Here is a 20,694-nt window from a genome sequence, read left to right as displayed (position 1 = left end):
CTGAGTCCGTCGAGGCGATACCTGCGCCGGAGAATCTAGAATGGAATGCTCATGGATTCCCTCCCCCGTATCGTCTTCCCCCCTGAACTTCCGGTCAGCCAGCGGCGCGACGACATCGCGCGCGCGATCGCCGAGAACCAGGTGGTCATCGTCGCGGGCGCGACAGGATCGGGCAAGACCACGCAGCTTCCCAAGATCTGCCTCGAACTCGGCCGCGAGTCGATCGGCCACACGCAACCACGCCGACTCGCCGCCCGCACGATAGCGGAGCGCATCGCCGAAGAACTCGGCCAGGAGGTCGGCGGCCTGGTCGGCTACCAGGTGCGGTTCACCGACAAGGCGAGCAAAGACACCCGCATCAAGCTGATGACCGACGGCATCCTGCTCAATGAGATGCATCACGACCGCATGCTCTCGAAGTACGACACGATCATCATCGACGAGGCCCACGAACGCAGCCTCAACATCGACTTTCTGCTCGGCTACCTCAAGCAGCTGCTGCCGAAGCGGCCCGACCTCAAGCTGATCATCACGTCGGCCACGATCGACCCGCAGAGCTTCTCCCGGCATTTCGATGACGCCCCGATCGTCGAGGTCTCCGGCCGTACGTTCCCCGTCGAGATCCGCTACCGCCCTCTCGTCGCCGAGACGAACGTCGACGACCGAGACGGCGACAGCGATGTCGATGCCGCCGATCACGCACCCAGCACCCCCGACCGCGACGTCTTCGAGGCCATCGGCGCGGCGATCGACGAACTGGGCCGCGAAAGCGACGGCGACGTTCTCGTCTTCCTCTCGGGCGAGAACGAGATCCGCGACGCCGAGGAGTCCCTCAAGGGCAAATTCGCCAACCGCAACTCGGCGGGCGGCGTCACCGAGATCCTCCCGCTCTACGGCCGACTCTCGAGCGCCGACCAGCACCGCGTGTTCCAGCGCAGCAGCACACCGGGCGTGCGTCGACGCATCGTGCTGGCCACGAACGTCGCCGAGACCAGCCTCACCGTGCCCGGCATCAAGTACGTCATCGACGCCGGAACCGCCCGCATCAGTCGCTACAGCGTGCGCTCCAAGGTGCAGCGCCTGCCCATCGAGGCGATCTCTCAGGCATCGGCCAACCAACGGTCGGGCCGTTCGGGCCGCACCAGCGACGGAATCGCCATCCGGCTGTACTCGCAACAAGATTTCGAGAAGCGGCCCGAGTTCACCGAGCCCGAGATCCTGCGCACGAACCTGGCTGCAGTGATCCTGCAGATGATCTCGCTCGGCCTCGGAGACATCGCGTCGTTCCCATTCCTGCAGCCGCCCGAGTCTCGCGGCATCAAAGACGGCCTCGACCTTCTCGGTGAGCTGGGCGCGCTGCGCGCCCCGCAGTCAGACAGCAAGGTTCTGGATGCCCAGCCGCGGCTGACGAGAATCGGTCGCGACCTCGCGCGACTGCCCATCGAGCCGCGTTTCGCCCGCATGGTGATCGAGTCCAAAGACACGGGCACGAGCCGCGAGGTGATGCTCATCGTTGCGGGACTCACCATCCAGGATCCCAGGGAGCGCCCGCTCGAACGCCGTCAGCGCGCCGACGAGCTGCACGGCCGCTTCACCGACCCCACGAGCGATTTTTTGACCCTGCTCAACCTCTTCAACTATCTCGAAGAGAAGCAGTCGGAGCTGTCATCGAGCGCGTTCCGGCGGCTGTGCAAGAACGAGTTCCTCAACTATCTGCGCGTCCGAGAGTGGCAAGACGTGTATCGCCAGCTGAGGCAGCTGTCGAGGCCGCTGGGCCTCACGATCGGCGACCCCGCGGTGAACCCGGATGGCATCCACCGCTCGATCCTGTCGGGCCTGCTCTCGCACATCGGCCTGCGCGACGCGGTGAAGAAAGACTATGTCGGCGCGCGCCAGGCCCGCTTCAGCATCTTCCCTGGGTCGGTGCTCACCAAGAAGCAGCCGGCCGCGGTGATGAGCGCCGAACTCGTCGAGACGAGCCGGCTGTTCGCGCGCATGAACGCGGCCATCGACCCCGCGTGGGCCGAGAAGCTTGCCGGCGACCTCGTCAAGCGCAGCTACTCCGAGCCTCGCTGGGAGAAGAAGCAGGGCTCCGTCGTGGCCTACGAGCGCGTGACGCTGTTCGGCGTGCCCATCGTCGAGAAGCGGCGCATCCAGTTCTCGCGGGTCGACCCGTCGTATGCGCGCGAGCTCTTCATTCGCCACGCGCTCGTCGAGGGCGACTGGGAATCGCAGCAGGCCTTCGACCGGGCGAACCGCGCGTTCCGCACAGAACTCGAGCAGATCGAGGAGCGCTCGAGGCGCCGCGACCTGCTCACCGACGACGAGGCCGTCTTCGATTTCTATCACGAGCGCATCCCGCGGGACGTGTTCTCGCAGCGCACCTTCGAGGGCTGGTGGAAGACGGCGAAGCACGACACCCCCGAGCTGCTGACCATGACAATCGACGCGCTGGTGCCCGAGGGTGCGCCCGAGATCGATGAGAACGAGTACCCGACCACTTGGCAGCAGGAAGATCAGCGCCTCGGGCTCAGCTATCGCTTCGAACCGGGAACCGAAGACGACGGCGTCACGGCCACCGTGCCGCTGGCTCTGCTCCCCCGCCTCAAACCGGAGTCGTTCGAGTACCAGGTGCCCGGCCTGCGCGTCGAACTGGTGACGGCGTTGATCAAGTCGCTTCCCAAGAGCATCCGGCGCAATTTCGTGCCCTCGACCGACTGGGCAGTACGCTTGGTCGCCGAGACTCCCGAGGGCGGCGGCGACGAGGGCTACCTTGCGGCCCTCGCCTCGACCATGTCGCGGCTCGCCCACGTGACCGTCGCGTCATCCGACTTCGACCGCGAGCGCCTGCCGTCGCACCTGCGCATGTCGTTCCGCGTCGTCGACGAACGGGGCAAGACCCTCTCGGTCGGCAAAGACCTGCCCGCCTTGCAGCAGAAGCACCGCGGTGCCGCCCGTGACTCCGTGGCGAAGGCCACGACCCGCATCTCGAGCGACCTCGAGCGCACCGGTCTCACGACGTGGAGCATCGGAGAACTTCCCCGGCTCGTCGACACGAAGCAGCACGGCGGAGTGATCCGCGCCTATCCCGCCCTCGTCGACAACGGTGCGTCCGTGGCGCTGCGGCTCATGACCTCTCCCGAGGAGCAGGCGCTGCAGACCCCCGACGGCATCGTGCGCCTGCTCCTCAACGCCGTCCCCTCTCCGCTCTCGTACGTGCGCGATCACCTCACACAGAACGAGAAGCTGATGCTGGCGACCAGCCCGTACCAGAACGTGCAGGCGCTGTTCGACGACTGCCTGCGTGCTGTCGCGCGGCGCGCGCTGTTCGAAACGGCACCGGATGGCATGCTCTGGAACGAGGCCGGGTTCCAGACGGCCCGAGACCGCCTGTCGGCCACCGTCATGGACGAGCTGTACACAACGGTGTCCGTCGTCACCACGATCCTGTCCGCGGCGAGAGACGCGGAGAAGGCGCTGAAGGGTGTCACGAGCATGGCGCTGCTCGCCGCGCTCGGTGACGCCCGCGAGCAGCTGAAGGGCCTCATCTACCCCGGTTTCGTCTCGGCGACCGGCGCGAGTCAACTCCGTCAGCTCCCCCGCTACCTCGGGGCGCTGACGCAGCGGCTCGGCAAGCTCGCCGAGAACGCGGCACGCGATCGCGCCTGGATGACCGAGGTGCACTCGGCCACGACCCGGTACACCGAGGCGGGTGGCCGCATCCCCCTCGCCCCGCATTCGCCGCCGAACATCGTACGCGCGCGCTGGCTTCTCGAGGAGTTTAGGGTGAGCCTGTTCGCGCAATCTCTCGGAACGGCGGAAGCCGTCTCCATGCAGCGAATCCAGAAGGCACTTGTACCGGCTGGACGGTAGAGTAGAAAAGTTGTGAGCAGCTACTCGAGTCTTTTGAAAACCCGCGGGGTCGCGCGCATCATCGCCGCGCAACTCACCGCCCGGTTCCCCTTCGGCATGCTCTCGCTCGCCTTCCTCCTGCACATCGAGAAGGTGCACGACTCCTACGGTGCGGCCGGCCTGGTGCTGGCGGCCCTCAGCGTCGGCCAGGCCATCGCCGGTCCGCTCACCTCGCGGCTCATGGGCGTGTGGGGCATGCGCCAGGTCATCACTCTCACGATGATCATCTGCGCCGTCGCGATCTCCGCCATCGCCCTGCTTCCGCTCACGATTCCGGCCGCCATGGGCGTCGCGCTCGTCGCCGGCCTCACGATGCCGCCCATACAGCCGGCCGTGCGCACTATCTACCCCAAGATGGTCAATTCGAAGCAGCTGACGCCGCTGTTCTCGCTCGATGCCTCGGCACAAGAGATCATCTGGGTGGTAGGGCCCGTCATCACCACCTTCGTCTCGACCCAGGTCGGAACCGTGTGGGGAATCCTGCTCGCCGTGGTCTTCCTCGTCGGCGGAGGAACGTGGTTCATCGCGAGCCCCGAACTCGGCCGGGTGCGCATTCCCCGGTCTCGGCGCAAGCTCGGCGCCGTGCTCACCAAGCCCCCGGTGCTTCTGGCCACGATCGTCGGATTCCTACTCGTCGCAGCGTGTGCGGCCATCGAGGCGGGTGTCGTCGCAACCTTCGGCCACGATGGCCTCGAAGCCGGAATCGTGCTGGCGATCTTCGCGGTCGGTTCGCTGGTCGGCGGACTCTCGCTCGGTCACGTTCCCATCGGGCCCTGGGCGCTCGCCCGTCGCATGTTCGTCGTCTTCGTCGGCACGGCCCTCGCCGCGGTGTCGCTCAACATCTGGTGGCTCGCCGTCACCCTCTTCGTCGCCGGTATCGGCATCGCACCGGCCCTCGCAGTGATGTTCTCGATCGTGTCGGCCAGCGTGCGCTTCAGCGACACGGCCGAGGCCTACGGCTGGGTCGGCACGGGCCAGCTCATCGGCGCGGCCGTCGGAAGCGCGTTCGCCGGATTCCTGATCGACGGCCAGGGAGCCTCCGGGGCGTTCTACGTCGCCGGCGTGCTCGGTCTTCTCGGCTTCCTCGTTCCACTCGTCGGCAAGCGCTGGCACCCCGACCTGCGCGGAAAAGACGCGAGTCCCATTCCCGACACCGAGCCGGTCCAGGCCATCGGCGGACTCTGACCGTGCGCCCCCTCCGAGACAGCCTTCGTCCGTTGGCGAGCCTGGCGGCCACGCCCCCGCCCTTCGATCCAGCGACCGCCCCCAAGAATCCTCTCGAGCTCTTCGTGTCGTGGTTCGGCCAGGCCGTCGAGGCGGGCCAGCTCGAGCCGCATGCCATGACCCTCTCCACCGTCGACGCCGACGGTATTCCCAATGCCCGGGTGCTGATCCTGAAGGACCTCACCGACGAGGGCTGGTGGTTCGCCAGCAGCTCCGCGAGCGCGAAGGGCGTCGAGCTCACCGCGAATCCGGTGGCCGCTCTCACCTTCTACTGGCCCACGGTCGGCCGATCGGTTCGCATCCGCGGCTCCGTGACCCGCGGTTCGATCGAGGCCAATGCCCGGGATTTCGCCCGTCGGGGCCTCGGCGCGCGCGCCGTCGCGCTGGGCAGCCCGCAGAGCGAGCCGCTCGGCAGCCGCGACGAGAGCGAGGCCGCGATCGATGGGGCAGCCCACGAGCTCGACTCGCATCCAGAACTGGTGTCGCCCACGTGGACTCTCTGGTGCGTTCGGCCTGAGACCGTCGAATTCTGGCAGTCGGATACCGAGCGCCGGCACCAGAGACTTCGTTACAGCAGTCAGGGCCAGAGCTGGTCGACGACGCTGCTCTGGCCGTGAGCAGAACAGAGCGCAGTGGACGTCGTCGATAATAGGCGGGTGCCCATCTCTCCCCGTGTGACCCTGTCCGACGCACGTGCCATCCCCCAGCTCGGGCTGGGCGTCTACAAGGTCTCAGACGACGACGCAACGGATGTCGTCGCCTCGGCCCTCGAGGCCGGATACCGCCACATCGACACGGCCGCGTTCTACGAGAACGAGAGAGGTGTGGGCCGGGCGCTCAGCGAGAGTGACGTTCCGCGGCACGAGGTGTTCGTCACATCCAAGGTCTGGCAGAGCGACCACGGATACGACGAGACCCGACGGGCGTTCGACACCAGCCTCGACAAGCTCGGCTTCGAGTACCTCGACCTCTACCTCATCCACTGGCCTGCGCCCCGGCAGAACCGCTACGTCGAGACCTGGAAAGCGCTCGAGAGCCTCAAGGCCGACGGTGCCGTGCGGTCGATCGGCGTATCGAACTTTCACCCGCACCACCTCGAACGGCTGGCCCAGGAGGGCGGGGAGACGCCGGTGATCAACCAGGTCGAGCTGCACCCGTGGCTGCAGCAGGCGACGACCCGTGCCTACGATGACGCGCACGGCATCGCGACGGAGGCCTGGTCGCCGCTCGCCCGCGGCCGCATCCTTGACGATCCCACACTCGCGGCGGTGGCATCGAAGCACACGAAGTCGCCGGCGCAGATCGTGCTGCGCTGGCAACTCGACCTCGGCAATATCGTCATTCCGAAGTCGAGCACCCCCGCACGCATCCGCGAGAACATCGACGTCTTCGACTTCGAACTCGACGATGACGACCGCTCCCGCATCATGGCGCTCGACAGCGGGCAGCGCACGGGCAAAGACCCCGACGACCTCGATTGAGGGCCGTGTCTCACCAGCGGCCGTGCACGGCTTCGCGGAAGTAACGGTCGTAGATGCCTGTCACTCCGTCTTCGAAGGCCTCGCCGAGGTAGCCGACTGAGCCCGCCGCGGCGTTCGCACGGGCTTGGGCCACGTTGCGCGCGCCGGGAATGACCGAGCTGACTCCGGGTCGCGATGCGACCCAGGCCAACGCTGCCGCGGCGGACGTCGTGCCATCGGGAACGAGCGCAGCGAACTCGCGCGCCGCCGCTACGCCGGACTCGAAGTCGACGCCCGAGAAGGTCTCGCCCACGTCGAAGGCGTTGCCATCGCGGTTGTAGGTGCGATGGTCGTCGGCCGCGAACACCGTGTCGGCCGTGTAGCGGCCGCTGAGCAGACCGGATGCGAGGGGAACGCGCGCGATGATACCCACGCCGGCCTCGAGCGCCGCGGGCAGCACGGCTTCGAGGGGCTTCAGGCGGAAGGCGTTGAGGATGATCTGCACCGTCGCGGTGCCCGGACGCGCGATCGCGGCCAGCGCCTCATCGCAGGTCTGCACGCTCACTCCGTAGTTGGCGATGACGCCATCGTCGATGAGAGTGTCGAGGGCGTCGTACATGGCCTCGGTCGAGAACACCGCCGTCGGCGGGCAATGCAACTGCACGAGGTCGAGCGTCTGCACGTTCAGGTTGCGCCGAGATCGATCGGTCCACTCGCGAAAATTCTCGAGGGTGAAATTCTCGGCATCCTGCGCTTCGCGCCTGCCCATCTTGGTCGCGACGGTGACGTCGCTGTCGGGGTGCGCTTCGAGGTAATCACCGATCAGCTGCTCGCTGCGTCCGTCGCCGTAGACGTCTGCCGTGTCGAAGAACGTGACTCCCGATTCCACGGCCGCGTCGAGAACGGCATGGGCCTCCGCCGCGCTGACATCACCCCAGTCCGCTCCGAGCTGCCAGGTTCCGAGCCCAATGCTCGAAACGGTTCGACCAGTGCGTCCGAGGGTGCGATATTCCATGGCCCGAGCCTAGGCTCTCTGTCCGGACGAGCGCAGTGGTAACGGGGCGATAACGAGAGGGTAACCATCAGGTCTCGCTCACTCGCCTCCCAGACAGAGGTCTCTAGCGTGATCGACATGAAGAGATTCGCGCTCACTGCCGTCGCCTCCGTCGCAACGATCCTGCTCCTGGCCGGATGTTCGAGTTCCTCGGGCATGTCCTCGCCATCCGACGGCTCGCGTCCGGTCTCACCCCAGCAAGACAAATCGTCAACCGGCATCGCCGAAGACGGCTCGATGCAGACGGAAGCGCAGATCATCACGACGGGCTGGGTCTCGATCAGCGTCACAGATCCCGTCGAAGCGAGCGCCGAGGCGGTCACGGTCGTCGAGAATCACGGCGGCCACATCGATAATCGTTCCGAGCAGGCCGGAGCCGGTTCGCAGTCCGCGAGCGCTCAGCTCACGATCCGGGTGCCCGAAGACGATGTCACCGAGACGCTCGACGACCTGAAGAAGCTCGGCACTGTCGAGTCCGTGTCGATCTCGTCGACCGACGTCACGGCTCAGACCACCGATCTGGATGCGCGAATCACGGCCATGCAGGGATCGGTCGACCGCCTGCTCGACCTGATGGCCGCCGCCACCGACATCGATGATCTGATCGTGCTGGAGTCGGCCATCTCCACGCGCCAGGCCGACCTCGACTCGCTCAGAGCGCAGCGTGACCTGCTGGGTGACCAGGTCGCATACTCCACGATCGACCTGCAACTGTATGAAGCGGGCACCGTTCCCACGGGTGGGCCGAAAGACTTCTGGGGCGGCATCGTCGTAGGCTGGAACTCACTCGTCGCGGCCCTCACCGGCTCGCTCGTCGCCCTCGGTATCGGCCTGCCCTGGCTTCTCGTGCTGGTCGTGCTGGCGGCGATCACTGTCGTCATCATCCGGGTCGTCTCGCGCCGCACCGCGCCCGCCGCCTCGTCCTCTCCGTCGCCGTCATCATCAGCTCCGCCCACCAGCTGATCCGTCATCCGGATTCGATAGCATGGCGGCGGCGCCCCGATCAGGCGGGCGCCGCCGTCTTTGCGAAGGAGCTCACCCGTGTCAGATTCGCCCGCCGTCCACGAAGAACCTCGCATTCATAAAGGCCTGGCGGGGGTGGTGGTCGACACGACGGCCATCTCCAAGGTCAATCCCGAAACCAATTCGCTGCTCTACCGCGGCTACCCGGTTCAAGAATTGGCAGCACTGTGCTCTTTCGAGCAGGTCGCGTATCTTCTCTGGCACGGCGAACTCCCGAACGATGAGCAGCTCGCCGAGTTCGAGCGGGTCGAGAGGGCGCAGCGGGCACTGCCCGTCGCGGTGCGACGCATCATCGACGAGTTGCCGCTCACAGCTCATCCCATGGATGTGTTGCGCACAGCCGTGAGCGTCATCGGCGCGAGCGACCCCCGCGCATCCGAGAACTCGCCCGAAGCCGACCTCGAGAAGGCGCTGGGGCTCTATGCGAGAATCCCCGCGATCGTGGCGTACGACCAGAGGCGCCGACGCGGGGATGATGTCGTCGAGCCCCGCGACGACCTGGGCTATTCGGCCAACTTCCTGCACATGACATTCGGCGACGTGCCCGAGTTGGTCGTGGTCGACGCGTTCGACGTGTCGATGATCCTGTACGCAGAGCACTCCTTCAACGCGTCGACTTTCACCGCGCGCGTCATCACCTCGACGCTCGCCGATCTCTACTCGGCCGTCGTCGGCGGAATCGGCGCCCTGAAGGGCCCCCTGCACGGCGGCGCCAATGAGGCCGTGATGCACACGTTCGACGAGGTGGGCAGGGCCGACAAGGCCGCCGGGTGGCTCGAGAAGGCCCTCGCAGACAAGCGCAAGATCATGGGATTCGGCCACCGCGTCTACAAGCACGGCGACTCCCGCGTGCCCACCATGAAGACGAGCCTCGACGCGCTGATCGAGCACTACGACCGTCCCGACCTCGGCGCCCTCTACGACGCGCTCGAGACGGCGATGACCGCACGCAAGAACATCCTGCCGAACCTCGACTACCCGTCGGGGCCTGCCTATCACCTCATGGGTTTCGATACCGAGACGTTCACCCCGCTCTTCGTCGCGAGCCGTGTTGTGGGCTGGACGGCCCACATCATGGAGCAGCGCGCGTCGAATTCGCTGATCCGACCGTTGAGCGCCTACTCCGGCCACGACGAGCGGCACGTCGAGGGCTGACCGTCGAGGGCTGAGAAGGGCTCAGAACGCGAGTTCCGGATGCTGCCGCAGCCAGAGCTCGCGCCGCAACTCGAGGCCGCGGGTCACCGCGTCGTCGACGATCGCGGGGTCGATCCGGCCTGACTGCACAGCTCCGACGACGGCCGCGATCATGGCGTCGACGTCGCCCGGGGTCACGTAGAGAAGCAGGTCGTTTCCGGCCGCGACCGCACGGATCGCATTCTCGTCGGCGCTGGCGTATTCGGGCGATCCCGTGGCCTCGAGCATGCCCATGTCGTCTGTCACGGCCACCCCCGTGAAGCCCAGCTCGTCGCGCAGGATCGAGTGCCAGATGGCGGAGAGGCTCGCGGGCTGCGGATCGACCGGGGTATAAGCGAGGTGTCCGAACATCACGAGCTCGGCACCCGCATTGATTCCGGCCGTGAAGGGCGGTGCATCGCGCAATCGCCAGCCGCCCAGGTCGACGTCGCTCTGCGGCACGCTGGAGTGCGAGTCGCCCGTCGTCTCACCATGCCCGGGAAAATGCTTCAGGGTGCTGAAGACGCGACTGTTCTCACCCTCCACCGCCGCGGCCACCCGAGGCGATGCAGCCGCCGCATCGCCACCGAGCACCCGACTGAACATGAACGAGGCGGGATCGGCGGTGACGTCGGCCACGATGCCGAAGTTGACCGATACCCCCGCGCCGCCCAGCAGCTGCGATCTGCCCGAGAAGGCATCCGACGTCGCCGACGCAGGCTGGGCAGACAGGGTGTCCGCGCCCGCGTAACCGTCGTAGGGAAGGCGTGTGACGTCGCCTCCCTCCTCATCGATCGCGATGAGCGGAGAGAGCCCGTCGCCCGACGACACCATGGCGGTCAGTGCAGCGAGTTCTTCGGGCGTGGCCGGCACGTTGTAGCCCATCAGAATGAGACCTCCGAGGCCCCTCGACGACACGGTCGCCTGCCAGGCCGGGCCATCCAGACCCGGGGCGCCCACGATGAACATCGAGGCGACCTTCTGCTCGAGGGTCATCGCGTCGAGTCGTACCGACACGTACTGGGCCGTCAGCTCATCGACCGAGGGTGCACTTTCGACGGGCTCGGGCTCGGGTTCGGCTTGGGCCGTCGCCGTCGCCGTCGCACTCGTCGCGCCCGTCGATGATTCGTCCGCACGCGCGAACGGGCCACCGACGAACGAGGAGCACGAGGTCAGGAGGAGACCGACGCAGACGATCGCGGGCAGCCCCGCGACGCTACGACGCACCGTAGGCCCGAGACAACTCGACGTAGTGGCTCGCGTTCGTGCGGATGCCCTCGCGCTCGTCCTCGGTCAGCTCGCGTCGTACCCGGCCCGGCACCCCGGCCACGAGCGATCCATCGGGCACCACGGCGCCCTCGAGCACGACGGCGCCGGCCGCGATGAGACAGTTCGCGCCGATCACGGCCCCGTTCAGCACCGTGGCGTTCATGCCGATGAGGCTGTCGTCACCGATCGTGCACCCGTGCAACACGGCGCCGTGGCCTACGCTGACACCGTCTCCGACGCGAGCCGGATACCCGGCGTCGGCGTGAACGACGACATTGTCCTGCAGGTTGCTGCGCTCTCCCAGCACGATGTCGGACGAGTCGCCACGCAGCAAGGTTCCGAAGAAGACGCTGCTGAATGCGCCGAGACTCACCCGGCCGATGAGGGTACTGCTGGGCGCGAGCCAGACGTCGTCGGCGACCTGCGGAGTCTGTCCCTCGAACGGAATGAGGCTCATTCGGGCACCGGCCCGAGAAGGGCATTCGCGACCGTGGCGTGGGCGGACTCTCCGTCGGAGGGATGGAACATCCCCGCCAGAACGTCGCGGTACAACCGGCCGAGCTCGCTCGCGTTCGACATCGCCGAGCCGCCGGTGACCCGGATGGCCTGGTCGACCACGACTCGCGCAGTCTCCGTGGCGCGCACCTTCAGACCGACGAGTTTGGCGAACCACAGGGCGCCGTGGTCGACGAGCTCGTCGACATCCCGCGCCAATCCCACGATCTGCGGCTCGAGGGCGTCGAGCGCGATACCCGCCTCGGCCACCCGGTGACGAATGGCGGGGTCGGATGCGTACGGCCGGCCTCCCGACTTCAGGCTCGTCCTGGTGTGGGCCGCCTCGACCGCGAGTTCCAGGGCCCGGTCGGCGATGCCGGCGTACACAGCGGCCAGAAGCACCTCGAAGTTCGCGAAGATGGCGAAGACCAGCGGGTCGGCGCTCGGCCCCGGTGCGACGCGTCGAAATACCCGGTCGGCGGGTGCCGTGACGCCGTCGAGAAGAGTGGTGTGGCTCTGGGTCGCGCGCATCCCGAGGGAATCCCAGTCGTCGTCTATGCGGTATCCGTCGGCCGCCCGATCGATGAACGCGTGCACGAGCTGGGGCGCATCCGGGCTCGTGTCGTCGCGGCCGAACACGCCGAGTCGCGTCCACACCGGCGACAGCGACGTGAAGATCTTGCGCCCGGTGAACGAATAGGAGCCGTCGGGGTGAGGGTCGGCACGAGTGCGCGAGTCGAGCAGCACCAGGTCATTGCCGGCCTCGCTGTTACCGAACGCGAAGATCTCGCCCGTCGCCGCCTCGTCGAGCACGAAGGCGAGCGAGTCGTCGCCCCGATCGAAGAGGGTCTTCGCCACGCCGGTCCAGACGAGGTGCATGTTGATCGCCAGCGCAGTCGCCGGCGCGGCCGCGGCGAGGCGCCGCTGTTCGCGTGCCACCGCGGCCAGCCCCAGCCCGAGCCCACCCCGGGAGACGGGAGCGAACATCCGCCGGTATCCGTATTCCGTCAGTTCGTCGAGGTCTTCGTGCGCAAAAGCGTTGTTCCGGTCATAGCCCGCCGCGCGCGATCGGATGCGTTCGATCACGTCGTCGGGGATCAGCGGGAAAGACACGGCCCTACACTACGCCCGGCGCTTCTTCTCGGCGACGGGCTCCTCCTTCGCGGCAGACTTTTTCACCGCAGGCTTCTTCGCCGCAGGCTCCTTCGCTGCGGGCTTCTTCGCCGCGGGTTTCTTCGCCGCAGCCGTTTTCTTGGGAGCAGGCTTCTTCTTCGCCGCGTTGCGCTCGACGCTGCGCCGCAGCGCCTCCATCAGGTCGATGACCTCGCCTCCCGACTCCTTCTCGGGCTGCTCGCCGAACGTCGCCTCGGTGTCGAGGGCCTCGCCCTGCTCGAGTTTCGCGTCGATGAGCGTGCGCAACTGCTCCTGGTAGTCATCGGTGAAATCCTCGGGCGAGAAGTCGCTCGCAAAGCTGTCGACGAGCGCGCTCGACATGTCGAGCTCTTTCGCGGTGATACGCACCCGTTCGTCGAGCGCGGCAAACGACGCCTCGCGCACCTCGTCAGACCAGAGCAGCGACTGCAGCATCAACACGTCGCCGTGCACTCGTAGCGCGCCCAGCCGGGTCTTCTGGCGCAATGCGAAGTGCACGATCGCCGTGCGATCCGTCTGCTCGAGGGTGCGTCGCAGCAGCACATACGACTTGGCGCTCGACGAGTCGGGCTCGAGAAAATAGCTGCGGTCGAGCATGATCGGATCGATCTGGTCGCTCGGCACGAATTCCACCACGTCGATCTCGCGACTCTTCTCCTCGGGCAGGCTCGCGAGGTCCTCACCCGTGAGAACGACCGTGCGTTCGCCGTCGTCGTACGCCTTGTCGATGTGCGCGTAGTCGACGACCTTGCCGCAGATCTCGCAACGCCGCTGGTAGCGGATGCGCCCGCCGTCTTCGTCGTGCACCTGGTGCAGGGCGATGTCGTGATCTTCGGTCGCGGCGTAGACCTTCACGGGAACGTTGACGAGGCCGAACGTCACGGCACCCTTCCAGATGGCTCTCATGATTACGAGTGAACTCCTCTCACGATGCAAGCACTAGCCCTTGACCCCCACATCGTGGAGAGAATGTCAGCATGAGCGCGACGAAACAAGTGGTATCCGTGGGCGGGCAGAGACTCACCCTCACGAATCTCGACAAGGTGCTGTACCCCGAGACGGGAACGACGAAGGGAGAGGTGCTCGACTACTACGCATCGATCGCCCACGTTCTGATCCCGCATGCCCGCGAGAGGCCGGCCACGCGCAAGAGGTGGGTGAACGGGGTCGGCACCGCGGAGCATCCCGGCGAGATGTTCTTTCAGAAGAACCTCGACGACTCGACGCCCGACTGGGTCGCCCGCGGCGCGATCGAGCACAAGAGCCGCTCCAACGAGTACCCGCTCGTCAACAATCTCGCCACGCTGACCTGGCTCGCGCAGATCGCGGCCCTCGAGATCCATGTTCCCCAGTGGCGGTTCGCGCGAACGGGTGAGCCGAAGAATCCCGACCGGCTCGTGCTCGACCTCGACCCCGGCGAGGGTGCAGGGCTCGCGGAGTGCGCCGAGGTCGCCCGCGAGGCGCGTGCCATTTTGCGCGACATGGGTCTCGATCCCATGCCGGTGACCAGCGGATCGAAGGGCATCCACCTCTACGCGGCCCTCGACGGCAAACAGACCTCCGATGAGGTCTCGGCCGTGGCCCACGAACTGGCCCGCGCGCTGGAGTCCGCCCATCCCGATCTCGTCGTCAGCGACATGAAGAAAGAGCTGCGCCGCGGCAAGGTGCTCGTCGACTGGAGCCAGAACAACGGGGCGAAGACCACGATCACCCCGTACTCGCTGCGTGGGCGGTCGCATCCGACGGTCGCGGCTCCCCGCACCTGGCGCGAACTGGCCAGCCCCGCTCTCGCCCAACTCGACTTCACCGAGGTCCTTCGGCGGGTGAAGCGCCGGGGCGATCCGCTCGCCGACCTGGTAAAGGGTCATCTCGAGGCACTCGAGCCGACCGCAGACCGGCTGGCGACCTATCGGCAGAAGCGCGACGCATCCAAGACGCCTGAACCTGTGCCGAGCGAGGCCGCGCAGCCCACGGAGGGACGCTCGTTCGTCATCCAAGAGCACCACGCCCGGCGGCTGCACTACGACTTCCGACTCGAGCACGACGGCGTGCTCGTGAGCTGGGCCCTGCCGAAGGGCGTGCCCACCTCGGGTAAGCAGAACCATCTCGCGGTGCAGACCGAAGACCATCCGCTCGCGTACGGCTCGTTCGAGGGCACCATCCCGGCCGGCGAATACGGCGGCGGTGAGGTGACGATCTGGGATGCAGGCACTTACGAACTCGAGAAATGGCGCGACGGCAAGGAGGTGATCGCGACCCTGACCGGAACCAAGTCGACAGGGCTGGGCGAGCCGCGTCGGTTGGCGCTCATCCATACGGGCGGCGCCGGGCGGGCTGAGAACAACTGGCTGATCCACCTGATGGATCCGTCGCAGGATGCGCACGCGCCGCATTCTGCAGAAAAGGCGGCGACGAAGACGGCAACGAAGGCGGCAACGAAAGTCGCGCCGACCGACGGCTCCGACCGGCGCTCGATCTCACCCATGCTGGCGACGTTGGGAACTGCGGGATCCGTTCTGGCCGATGACTCCCCCGCAGGCTGGGCGTTCGAGATGAAGTGGGACGGCATCCGGGCGATCGCCCGCGTGCAGCACGGCTCCGTTCGACTCACGAGCCGCAACGGCAACGATCTCACCCTCGGCTTTCCCGACATCGCCGAGGCCGTCGCCGGCTCTATCGATGCCTCGACAGACTGCGTGCTCGACGGCGAGATCGTCGCCCTCGATGCGCGCGGCCGACCCGACTTCGGACGCCTGCAGGGCCGCATGAAGCTCACAAAGAAGGCCGACGTCGAGCGCGCGATCGCGTCTACCCGGGCTCACTTCTTCGTCTTCGACGCGCTCGAGGAGGGCGCGGAGTCGCTCGGTTCGCTCACCTACGACGACAGGCGGGCGGCGCTGCAGAAGCTCGTGCACTCAGACACGGGTTCTCTCGTTCAGGTTCCGCCCGCGTATGAGGGCGACCTCGACGAGGCCCTCGCCGCGAGCGCCGAGCTCCGCCTCGAGGGGGTCGTTGCGAAGAAACGCGATTCCACCTATCGACAGGGCAAGCGCTCGCCCGCGTGGATCAAGCTGAAGCTGCACAAGACCCAGGAGGTCGTGGTCGTGGGCTGGCGGCCCGGCGCCGGTCGGCGGGCCGACACGATCGGATCCTTGCTGCTCGCGGTTCCGCAGGAAGGCGAGCTGCGTTATGTCGGACGGGTCGGAACGGGATTCAGCGAACGCGATCTTTCCGAGTTGAAGGCACGCTTTGCGCGGATGGAGCGCAAGACGCCCCCTGCCGAGCAGGTTCCGGCGGCAGACGCGCGAGACGCGCACTGGATCACGCCATCCGACGTCGGCGAGGTCGAGTTCGCCGAATGGACCTCGACGAACCGGCTTCGCCAGCCCGTCTGGCGCGGCTGGCGAACAGACAAGACTCCCGACGGAGTGGTCGTCGAAGAGCCGCGACTCGCGTAGACCTCTAAAATCGATTCCATGACCACGCCCCTCGACGCAGCATCGCTGGTTGTGGAGCTGCTCTCGTGGATCGGACTGTTCGTCGGCATCCCCCTTCTCATCGCCGGCTACCTGCGCCGCCTCGCCTTCAGCGGCTGGACCGAGACGATGGCGGTGATCGTCGCGCGTCACCCGGTTCCGGATGCGCCGGGTTTTGACGCCGACGACACGCACGTTTTTCGGTGGCTGGGCGAAGACGGCCGCCTCTACGAGCTGCCCGCAGACACCGAGGAGACCGCCCACCTCGTCGAGGGCGATGACGTCACCGTCTTCGTCAACCCGCGACGTCCGGAGCAGGCGCGTACCGACCCCGCCCACCGGGAGGGCCACCTGTTGCGATTGCTCGGCTACATCTTCGTCGGCGTCGGCGTGCTGAGCGTCGTGCTGTCGATCGTGATCGCCGTCATCGAATAACGGGTGCGCGTCAGAACTCGAACCGTGCAGACGGCACGTCGTCGAGGGCGTAGCGGATGCGTGTGCGCATATCGAGAGACATCTCCGGCAGCTCGGTGATCGCGAACCAACGGGCCTCCGTGTTCTCCCCGTCGGCGGGATACGGGTCGCCCGAGACATAGCGCATGCGGAACGTGAGGTCGAGGTACTCGGTCTGGTCGCCGTTGGAGTAGGTGAGCATCGGGAGCGTGTGCACCCAGGAGAGATTCTCGGCGACGGCGACCACTCCGGCCTCCTCCAGCACCTCGCGGGCGGCCGACGTCGCCGGCTGCTCTCCCGGATCGATGATGCCGGTGACCGGCGTCCAGGCGCCGTTGTCGGAGCGCCGGACCATCAGCACACTGTCGCCGTGAATGACCACGGCGGTCACCCCCGAAAGCCAGAGCGGTGCGTGACCGATCTTCTCGCGCAGGGCCAGAACGAAATCAGGAGTCGCCATGAGACGAGACTAGGCGCACAGCGGGCGCGGGTAGAATCGTTCGGTTATGACAGACCTGCCTCACGACCCCGAATCGCCGCCCTCCGGCTTCAGCGCCGACGAGCTCGAGGTGACCCTTCGGGTACTGGCCCAGCTGCATACGCTCGAGCAGGAGCATCCGGATTTCGTGGCCGTTCGCCGGGCCACGGCCAAGATGTTCAAGGCAGTCAAGAATCACGGCCGGCAAGCGAAGCGTGCTCGCATCGCCGAGGCAGACAAGGCGGTCGTTGCGGCCACCGCGACCGGCGCGTCCGATCGCATCGACGACGAGACCCGCGGCATCCCGCTCGCGACGAGCACAGAGGCGGCCACGGCGGGTACGTTGCTGAAGTCGCGCGCCTGCTACATCTGCAAGCAGCATTACACCCTGGTCGACGCCTTCTACCACCAGCTCTGCCCCGACTGCGCGGCCCTGAGCCACCAGAAACGGGATGCCCGCACCGATCTCACCGGCAAGCGGGCGCTTCTCACGGGCGGTCGCGCGAAGATCGGCATGTACATCGCGCTGCGCCTCCTGCGCGACGGAGCCCACACCACCATCACGACCCGCTTCCCGCGCGACGCCGTCCGTCGATTCTCCAGCCTTCCCGACGCCTCGGAATGGGTGCACCGGTTGAAGGTCGTCGGCATCGACCTGCGCGACCCGGCACAGGTGATCGCCCTCGCCGACGCCGTCGCCGCAGAGGGCCCCCTCGACATCCTCATCAACAATGCCGCGCAGACCGTCAAACGCTCCCCCGGATCGTACGCGCCGCTGACCGACGCCGAGCTGGAACCGTTGCCGACCGACCTCCCGCTGCCCGAGCTGGTGACCTTCGGCCACACAAACGACCAGCATCCCCAAGCCCTCGCCGCATCGGTCGCGGCGCACCCCATTCTGGGATCCACCGCGCTGGTGGCCGACAAGCTCACGGCTTCCGAACTGACGAGCCTTGCGATGGCGCCGGGCTCCAGCTCGCTCGACCGACTCGCCGCGGGCACCGCGATCGACGCGGGCGGGCTGGTTCCCGACCTGCACGACGTGAACAGCTGGACCCAGAATGTCGAGCACGTCGATCCGCTCGAGATGCTCGAGGTGCAGCTGGCCAACACGACCGCCCCGTTCATCCTCGTGAGCCGACTGCGCCCCGTGCTGGCCGCGTCAGACGGCCGCCGCACCTACATCGTGAACGTCTCTGCAATGGAGGGCCAGTTCGCCCGCCGATACAAGGGTCCGGGCCATCCGCACACGAACATGGCGAAGGCGGCCATGAACATGCTCACGCGCACGAGTGCCGCAGAGATGCTCGAGAATGATGGAATCCTGATGACCAGCGTCGACACGGGCTGGATCACCGATGAACGTCCGCATCCCACCAAGGTGCGCCTGGCAGAGGAGGGCTTCCATGCCCCGCTCGACCTGGTCGATGGTGCCGCACGCGTGTACGACCCGATCGTTCAAGGCGAGGCAGGCGTCGACCTGCACGGAGTCTTCTTGAAGGACTACAAGCCGGCTGCCTGGTAGCCGCTTCGCGCGGTCGGTCTCAGGCGCGGTCGATCTTAGGCGCGGTCGAGCCAGCGCAGAACGCTCATGGGCACGAACACGGCCGCCGAAGACAGCAGCACGCCGCCCACGAACACCTCGGCCAAGAACCCGCCGTCTCCGGGGAAGGCGTACGCCATCACAACCATCCCGGCGACGAAGGCAGCCAGGCACAGGACGAAGACGATGACTCTCATGAAAACAACTACCGTTCGGTCGTGGCGACGTCAATACGCCGCGTGAAAAGACTGTTCGCCCAGACTATCGCGAGGGCGCGTCGCCCGGCTCCCGCAGCTCGCGCCTCAGGATCTTGCCCACGTTCGTCTTGGGCAGCTCATCGCGGAACACGATGTACTTCGGTCGCTTGTAGCCAGCGAGGCGTTCTTTCAGATAGCCCCGGATGTCTGCCTCGGTCAACGACGGATCATGACGCACCACGAAGAGCTTGACCGTTTCGCCCGAGTGCTCGTCGTTCACACCGATCACGCCTGCCTCTTTGACGCGGGGATCGCTGAGAACAGCCTCCTCGACCTCGGCCGGGTACACGTTGAATCCGCCGACCACGATCATGTCCTTCATCCGGTCGACGATGGTCACGTACCCGTCGGCATCCATGATCGCCACGTCTCCCGTGTGCAGCCAGCCGTCGGGTCCGATCGTCTTCACCGACTCCTCCGGCTTGTTCCAGTACCCCTTCATGACCTGAGGCCCCGAGATGACGAGTTCTCCGCGCTCGCCCAGGGCGACCGGCTTGTCGTCACCGTCCCTGATCTCGACATAGGTCGAGGGCAGTGGAAGTCCGATCGTTCCGAGACGAGCCGTGCCCACGGTGGGGTTCACAGACACGACCGGAGACGCCTCTGTCAGTCCGTAGCCTTCCACCATCTGGGAGCCCGTGCGGCGCTCCCACTCTTCAGCGACCTGCGTGCGCAAGGCCATGCCGCCGGCGACGCTCAGCTTGAGCGGCCCGAAGTCGAGGGTATCGAAGTTGGGTCGGTCGAGCAGTGCCGCCGCGAGTGTGCTCACGAGGATCAGCACGCTCGGCCTGTACTTGGCCACCGTCTTGATCAGCGCGTCTGTTTCGCGGGGATTCGTGATGAGCACGTTGTGCGCCCCGAAATGGAAGAAACCGAGGCAGTTCACCGTCAGGCAGAACACATGGTACAGAGGCAACGCGGCGATCACCGTCTCCGCGCCTTCCTTAAGCGCCACACGAATGGGGCCCATGATCTGGAACTGGTTCGCCAGCATGTTGTAGTGCGTCAGCATGGCGGCCTTGGTGCCACCGGTCGTGCCCCCGGTGTACTGAAGGAACGCGAGATCCTCCGGCGCGAGACTCGGGGCGTCGAAGACGAGTTGCGCTCCCCTGCTCAGCGCATCGCGGAACGATATCGTGCCTGTCAGTGAGTGAGCGGGAACCATCTTCTTGACGTAGCGCACAGCGAAGTTGGTGAAGGCCCGCTGGGGCAGCGGCAGCAGGTCGCCGACCGAGGTCAGAATGACGTGCCGGATGTCGGTTCCACCGATCTCCTGGTCGAGGGTGACCGCGAAGTTTTCGAGCACGACGATGGCCACGGCGCCCGAGTCGACGAGAATGGATTTGAGTTCGTGCGCCGTGTACAGCGGATTCGCGTTGACGACGACCAGGCCGGCCTTCAGCGCCCCGAACATGGCGACGGGAAACTGCAGCAGGTTGGGCAGTTGAATGACAATGCGATCGCCCGGGACGAGGCCTAACTCTTTTTGATAGAAGGCGGCCATCCGATCGGAGAGCTCGTCGACCTCACGAAACGACAACGCGTGCCCCATGTTGGAGAACGCGGGCTGGTCGCCGAACTTCTCGCAGGTGGCCGCCACGAGCTCGGGAATCGAGCGGAACGTGATCTCCGGAATGTCGGAGTCCTGTCCGGAGGGGTAGCTCGCGAGCCATGGTCGGGGTGATTCGGGTGGATTCTCTGCTCTGAGCACCCTCTGACTTTACT

17 protein-coding genes are annotated in these 20,694 nt (G+C 66.5%); 9 read left to right on the top strand and 8 right to left on the bottom strand.

The features are described from left to right. Positions 1–51: 51 nt before the first annotated feature. Genes hrpA through ACE5CZ_RS07710 form a run of 4 tightly spaced genes read left to right on the top strand, consistent with a single transcriptional unit; the run spans position 52 to position 6,617 of the window. Positions 52–3,873 (top strand): ATP-dependent RNA helicase HrpA, encoded by a 3,822-nt coding sequence (gene hrpA, locus ACE5CZ_RS07725; RefSeq protein WP_374946748.1) that lies wholly within the window; start codon positions 52–54, stop codon positions 3,871–3,873. Between the two features lie 12 nt (positions 3,874–3,885). After that, complete coding sequence (locus tag ACE5CZ_RS07720; RefSeq protein WP_374946747.1) at positions 3,886–5,097, top strand: MFS transporter; 1,212 nt, start codon at positions 3,886–3,888, stop codon at positions 5,095–5,097. Between the two features lie 2 nt (positions 5,098–5,099). Next, positions 5,100–5,753 carry a pyridoxal 5'-phosphate synthase gene (locus ACE5CZ_RS07715; RefSeq protein ID WP_374946746.1) on the top strand — a complete coding sequence of 218 codons (654 nt, stop codon included), beginning with the start codon at positions 5,100–5,102 and terminating at the stop codon, positions 5,751–5,753. A gap of 39 nt (positions 5,754–5,792) precedes the next feature. Continuing rightward, a complete protein-coding gene (locus tag ACE5CZ_RS07710) occupies positions 5,793–6,617 on the top strand; it encodes an aldo/keto reductase (RefSeq protein ID WP_374946745.1) in 825 nt (274 codons plus the stop codon). Positions 6,618–6,627: 10 nt separating this feature from the next. On the opposite strand, the gene ACE5CZ_RS07705 is transcribed toward ACE5CZ_RS07710, so the two are convergent. Then, positions 6,628–7,611 (bottom strand): aldo/keto reductase, encoded by a 984-nt coding sequence (locus ACE5CZ_RS07705; protein WP_374946744.1) that lies wholly within the window; start codon positions 7,609–7,611, stop codon positions 6,628–6,630. A gap of 117 nt (positions 7,612–7,728) precedes the next feature. Between ACE5CZ_RS07705 and ACE5CZ_RS07700 the strand changes: the two genes are divergently transcribed. Both ACE5CZ_RS07700 and ACE5CZ_RS07695 read left to right on the top strand, forming a co-directional pair. Next, on the top strand, positions 7,729–8,613 hold the full coding sequence (locus ACE5CZ_RS07700) for a DUF4349 domain-containing protein (protein ID WP_374946743.1): 885 nt from the start codon (positions 7,729–7,731) through the stop codon (positions 8,611–8,613). A gap of 78 nt (positions 8,614–8,691) precedes the next feature. Beyond that, positions 8,692–9,828, top strand: a complete 1,137-nt coding sequence (locus tag ACE5CZ_RS07695) for a bifunctional 2-methylcitrate synthase/citrate synthase (RefSeq protein ID WP_374946742.1) — start codon at positions 8,692–8,694, stop codon at positions 9,826–9,828. 21 nt (positions 9,829–9,849) lie between these two features. Here the strand turns inward: ACE5CZ_RS07695 and ACE5CZ_RS07690 are convergent, their stop codons facing one another. Genes ACE5CZ_RS07690 through ACE5CZ_RS07675 form a run of 4 tightly spaced genes read right to left on the bottom strand, consistent with a single transcriptional unit; the run spans position 9,850 to position 13,668 of the window. Then, a complete protein-coding gene (locus ACE5CZ_RS07690; RefSeq protein WP_374946741.1) occupies positions 9,850–11,073 on the bottom strand; it encodes a glycoside hydrolase family 3 N-terminal domain-containing protein in 1,224 nt (407 codons plus the stop codon). After that, on the bottom strand, positions 11,063–11,572 hold the full coding sequence (locus ACE5CZ_RS07685; RefSeq protein WP_374946740.1) for a gamma carbonic anhydrase family protein: 510 nt from the start codon (positions 11,570–11,572) through the stop codon (positions 11,063–11,065). The genes ACE5CZ_RS07690 and ACE5CZ_RS07685 overlap by 11 nt, the downstream gene beginning before the upstream one ends. Next, a complete protein-coding gene (locus ACE5CZ_RS07680) occupies positions 11,569–12,723 on the bottom strand; it encodes an acyl-CoA dehydrogenase family protein (protein WP_374946739.1) in 1,155 nt (384 codons plus the stop codon). Before ACE5CZ_RS07680 ends, ACE5CZ_RS07685 begins: the two co-directional genes overlap by 4 nt. A gap of 9 nt (positions 12,724–12,732) precedes the next feature. Next, entirely contained in the window at positions 12,733–13,668 is a 936-nt protein-coding gene (locus ACE5CZ_RS07675) for a Ku protein (RefSeq protein ID WP_374946738.1), read from the bottom strand. Between the two features lie 71 nt (positions 13,669–13,739). On the opposite strand from ACE5CZ_RS07675, the gene ACE5CZ_RS07670 reads away from it, so the two are divergent. Then, positions 13,740–16,220 (top strand): ATP-dependent DNA ligase, encoded by a 2,481-nt coding sequence (locus ACE5CZ_RS07670; RefSeq protein WP_374946737.1) that lies wholly within the window; start codon positions 13,740–13,742, stop codon positions 16,218–16,220. Between the two features lie 18 nt (positions 16,221–16,238). Further along, positions 16,239–16,673 carry a DUF3592 domain-containing protein gene (locus ACE5CZ_RS07665; protein WP_374946736.1) on the top strand — a complete coding sequence of 145 codons (435 nt, stop codon included), beginning with the start codon at positions 16,239–16,241 and terminating at the stop codon, positions 16,671–16,673. A gap of 10 nt (positions 16,674–16,683) precedes the next feature. Here the strand turns inward: ACE5CZ_RS07665 and ACE5CZ_RS07660 are convergent, their stop codons facing one another. Next, the gene (locus ACE5CZ_RS07660) at positions 16,684–17,151 is read right to left on the bottom strand and encodes an NUDIX domain-containing protein (RefSeq protein ID WP_374946735.1); all 468 of its coding nucleotides are present in this window, start codon (positions 17,149–17,151) and stop codon (positions 16,684–16,686) included. 46 nt (positions 17,152–17,197) lie between these two features. Between ACE5CZ_RS07660 and ACE5CZ_RS07655 the strand changes: the two genes are divergently transcribed. Next, positions 17,198–18,694: an SDR family NAD(P)-dependent oxidoreductase gene (locus tag ACE5CZ_RS07655; protein WP_374946734.1), complete on the top strand. Its 1,497-nt coding sequence runs from the start codon at positions 17,198–17,200 to the stop codon at positions 18,692–18,694. 35 nt (positions 18,695–18,729) lie between these two features. Here ACE5CZ_RS07655 and ACE5CZ_RS07650 read toward each other — a convergent pair whose 3' ends face one another. Beyond that, complete coding sequence (locus ACE5CZ_RS07650) at positions 18,730–18,909, bottom strand: hypothetical protein (RefSeq protein WP_044439183.1); 180 nt, start codon at positions 18,907–18,909, stop codon at positions 18,730–18,732. Positions 18,910–18,973: 64 nt separating this feature from the next. After that, the gene (locus tag ACE5CZ_RS07645; RefSeq protein WP_374946733.1) at positions 18,974–20,680 is read right to left on the bottom strand and encodes an AMP-binding protein; all 1,707 of its coding nucleotides are present in this window, start codon (positions 20,678–20,680) and stop codon (positions 18,974–18,976) included. Positions 20,681–20,694: the final 14 nt, after the last annotated feature.

The sequence above is a fragment of the Agreia sp. genome (genome assembly GCF_964263775.1).
In the GTDB taxonomy this organism is placed as follows: Bacteria; Actinomycetota; Actinomycetes; order Actinomycetales; family Microbacteriaceae; genus Agreia.
Note: the sequence above shows the minus strand (reverse complement) of the source record. Positions and strands in the feature narration are given on the sequence as shown.

Excerpts from the sequence above, each read along its gene's own strand:
- ACE5CZ_RS07700 (WP_374946743.1), top strand. The coding sequence starts at position 7,729 with ATGAAGAGATTCGCGCTCACTGCCGTCGCCTCCGTCGCAACGATCCTG.
- ACE5CZ_RS07655 (WP_374946734.1), top strand. The coding sequence starts at position 17,198 with ATGACAGACCTGCCTCACGACCCCGAATCGCCGCCCTCCGGCTTCAGC.
- ACE5CZ_RS07660 (WP_374946735.1), bottom strand. The coding sequence starts at position 17,151 with ATGGCGACTCCTGATTTCGTTCTGGCCCTGCGCGAGAAGATCGGTCAC.
- ACE5CZ_RS07675 (WP_374946738.1), bottom strand. The coding sequence starts at position 13,668 with ATGAGAGCCATCTGGAAGGGTGCCGTGACGTTCGGCCTCGTCAACGTT.
- hrpA (WP_374946748.1), top strand. The coding sequence starts at position 52 with ATGGATTCCCTCCCCCGTATCGTCTTCCCCCCTGAACTTCCGGTCAGC.
- ACE5CZ_RS07685 (WP_374946740.1), bottom strand. The coding sequence starts at position 11,572 with ATGAGCCTCATTCCGTTCGAGGGACAGACTCCGCAGGTCGCCGACGAC.
- ACE5CZ_RS07705 (WP_374946744.1), bottom strand. The coding sequence starts at position 7,611 with ATGGAATATCGCACCCTCGGACGCACTGGTCGAACCGTTTCGAGCATT.
- ACE5CZ_RS07670 (WP_374946737.1), top strand. The coding sequence starts at position 13,740 with ATGAGCGCGACGAAACAAGTGGTATCCGTGGGCGGGCAGAGACTCACC.
- ACE5CZ_RS07650 (WP_044439183.1), bottom strand. The coding sequence starts at position 18,909 with ATGAGAGTCATCGTCTTCGTCCTGTGCCTGGCTGCCTTCGTCGCCGGG.
- ACE5CZ_RS07665 (WP_374946736.1), top strand. The coding sequence starts at position 16,239 with ATGACCACGCCCCTCGACGCAGCATCGCTGGTTGTGGAGCTGCTCTCG.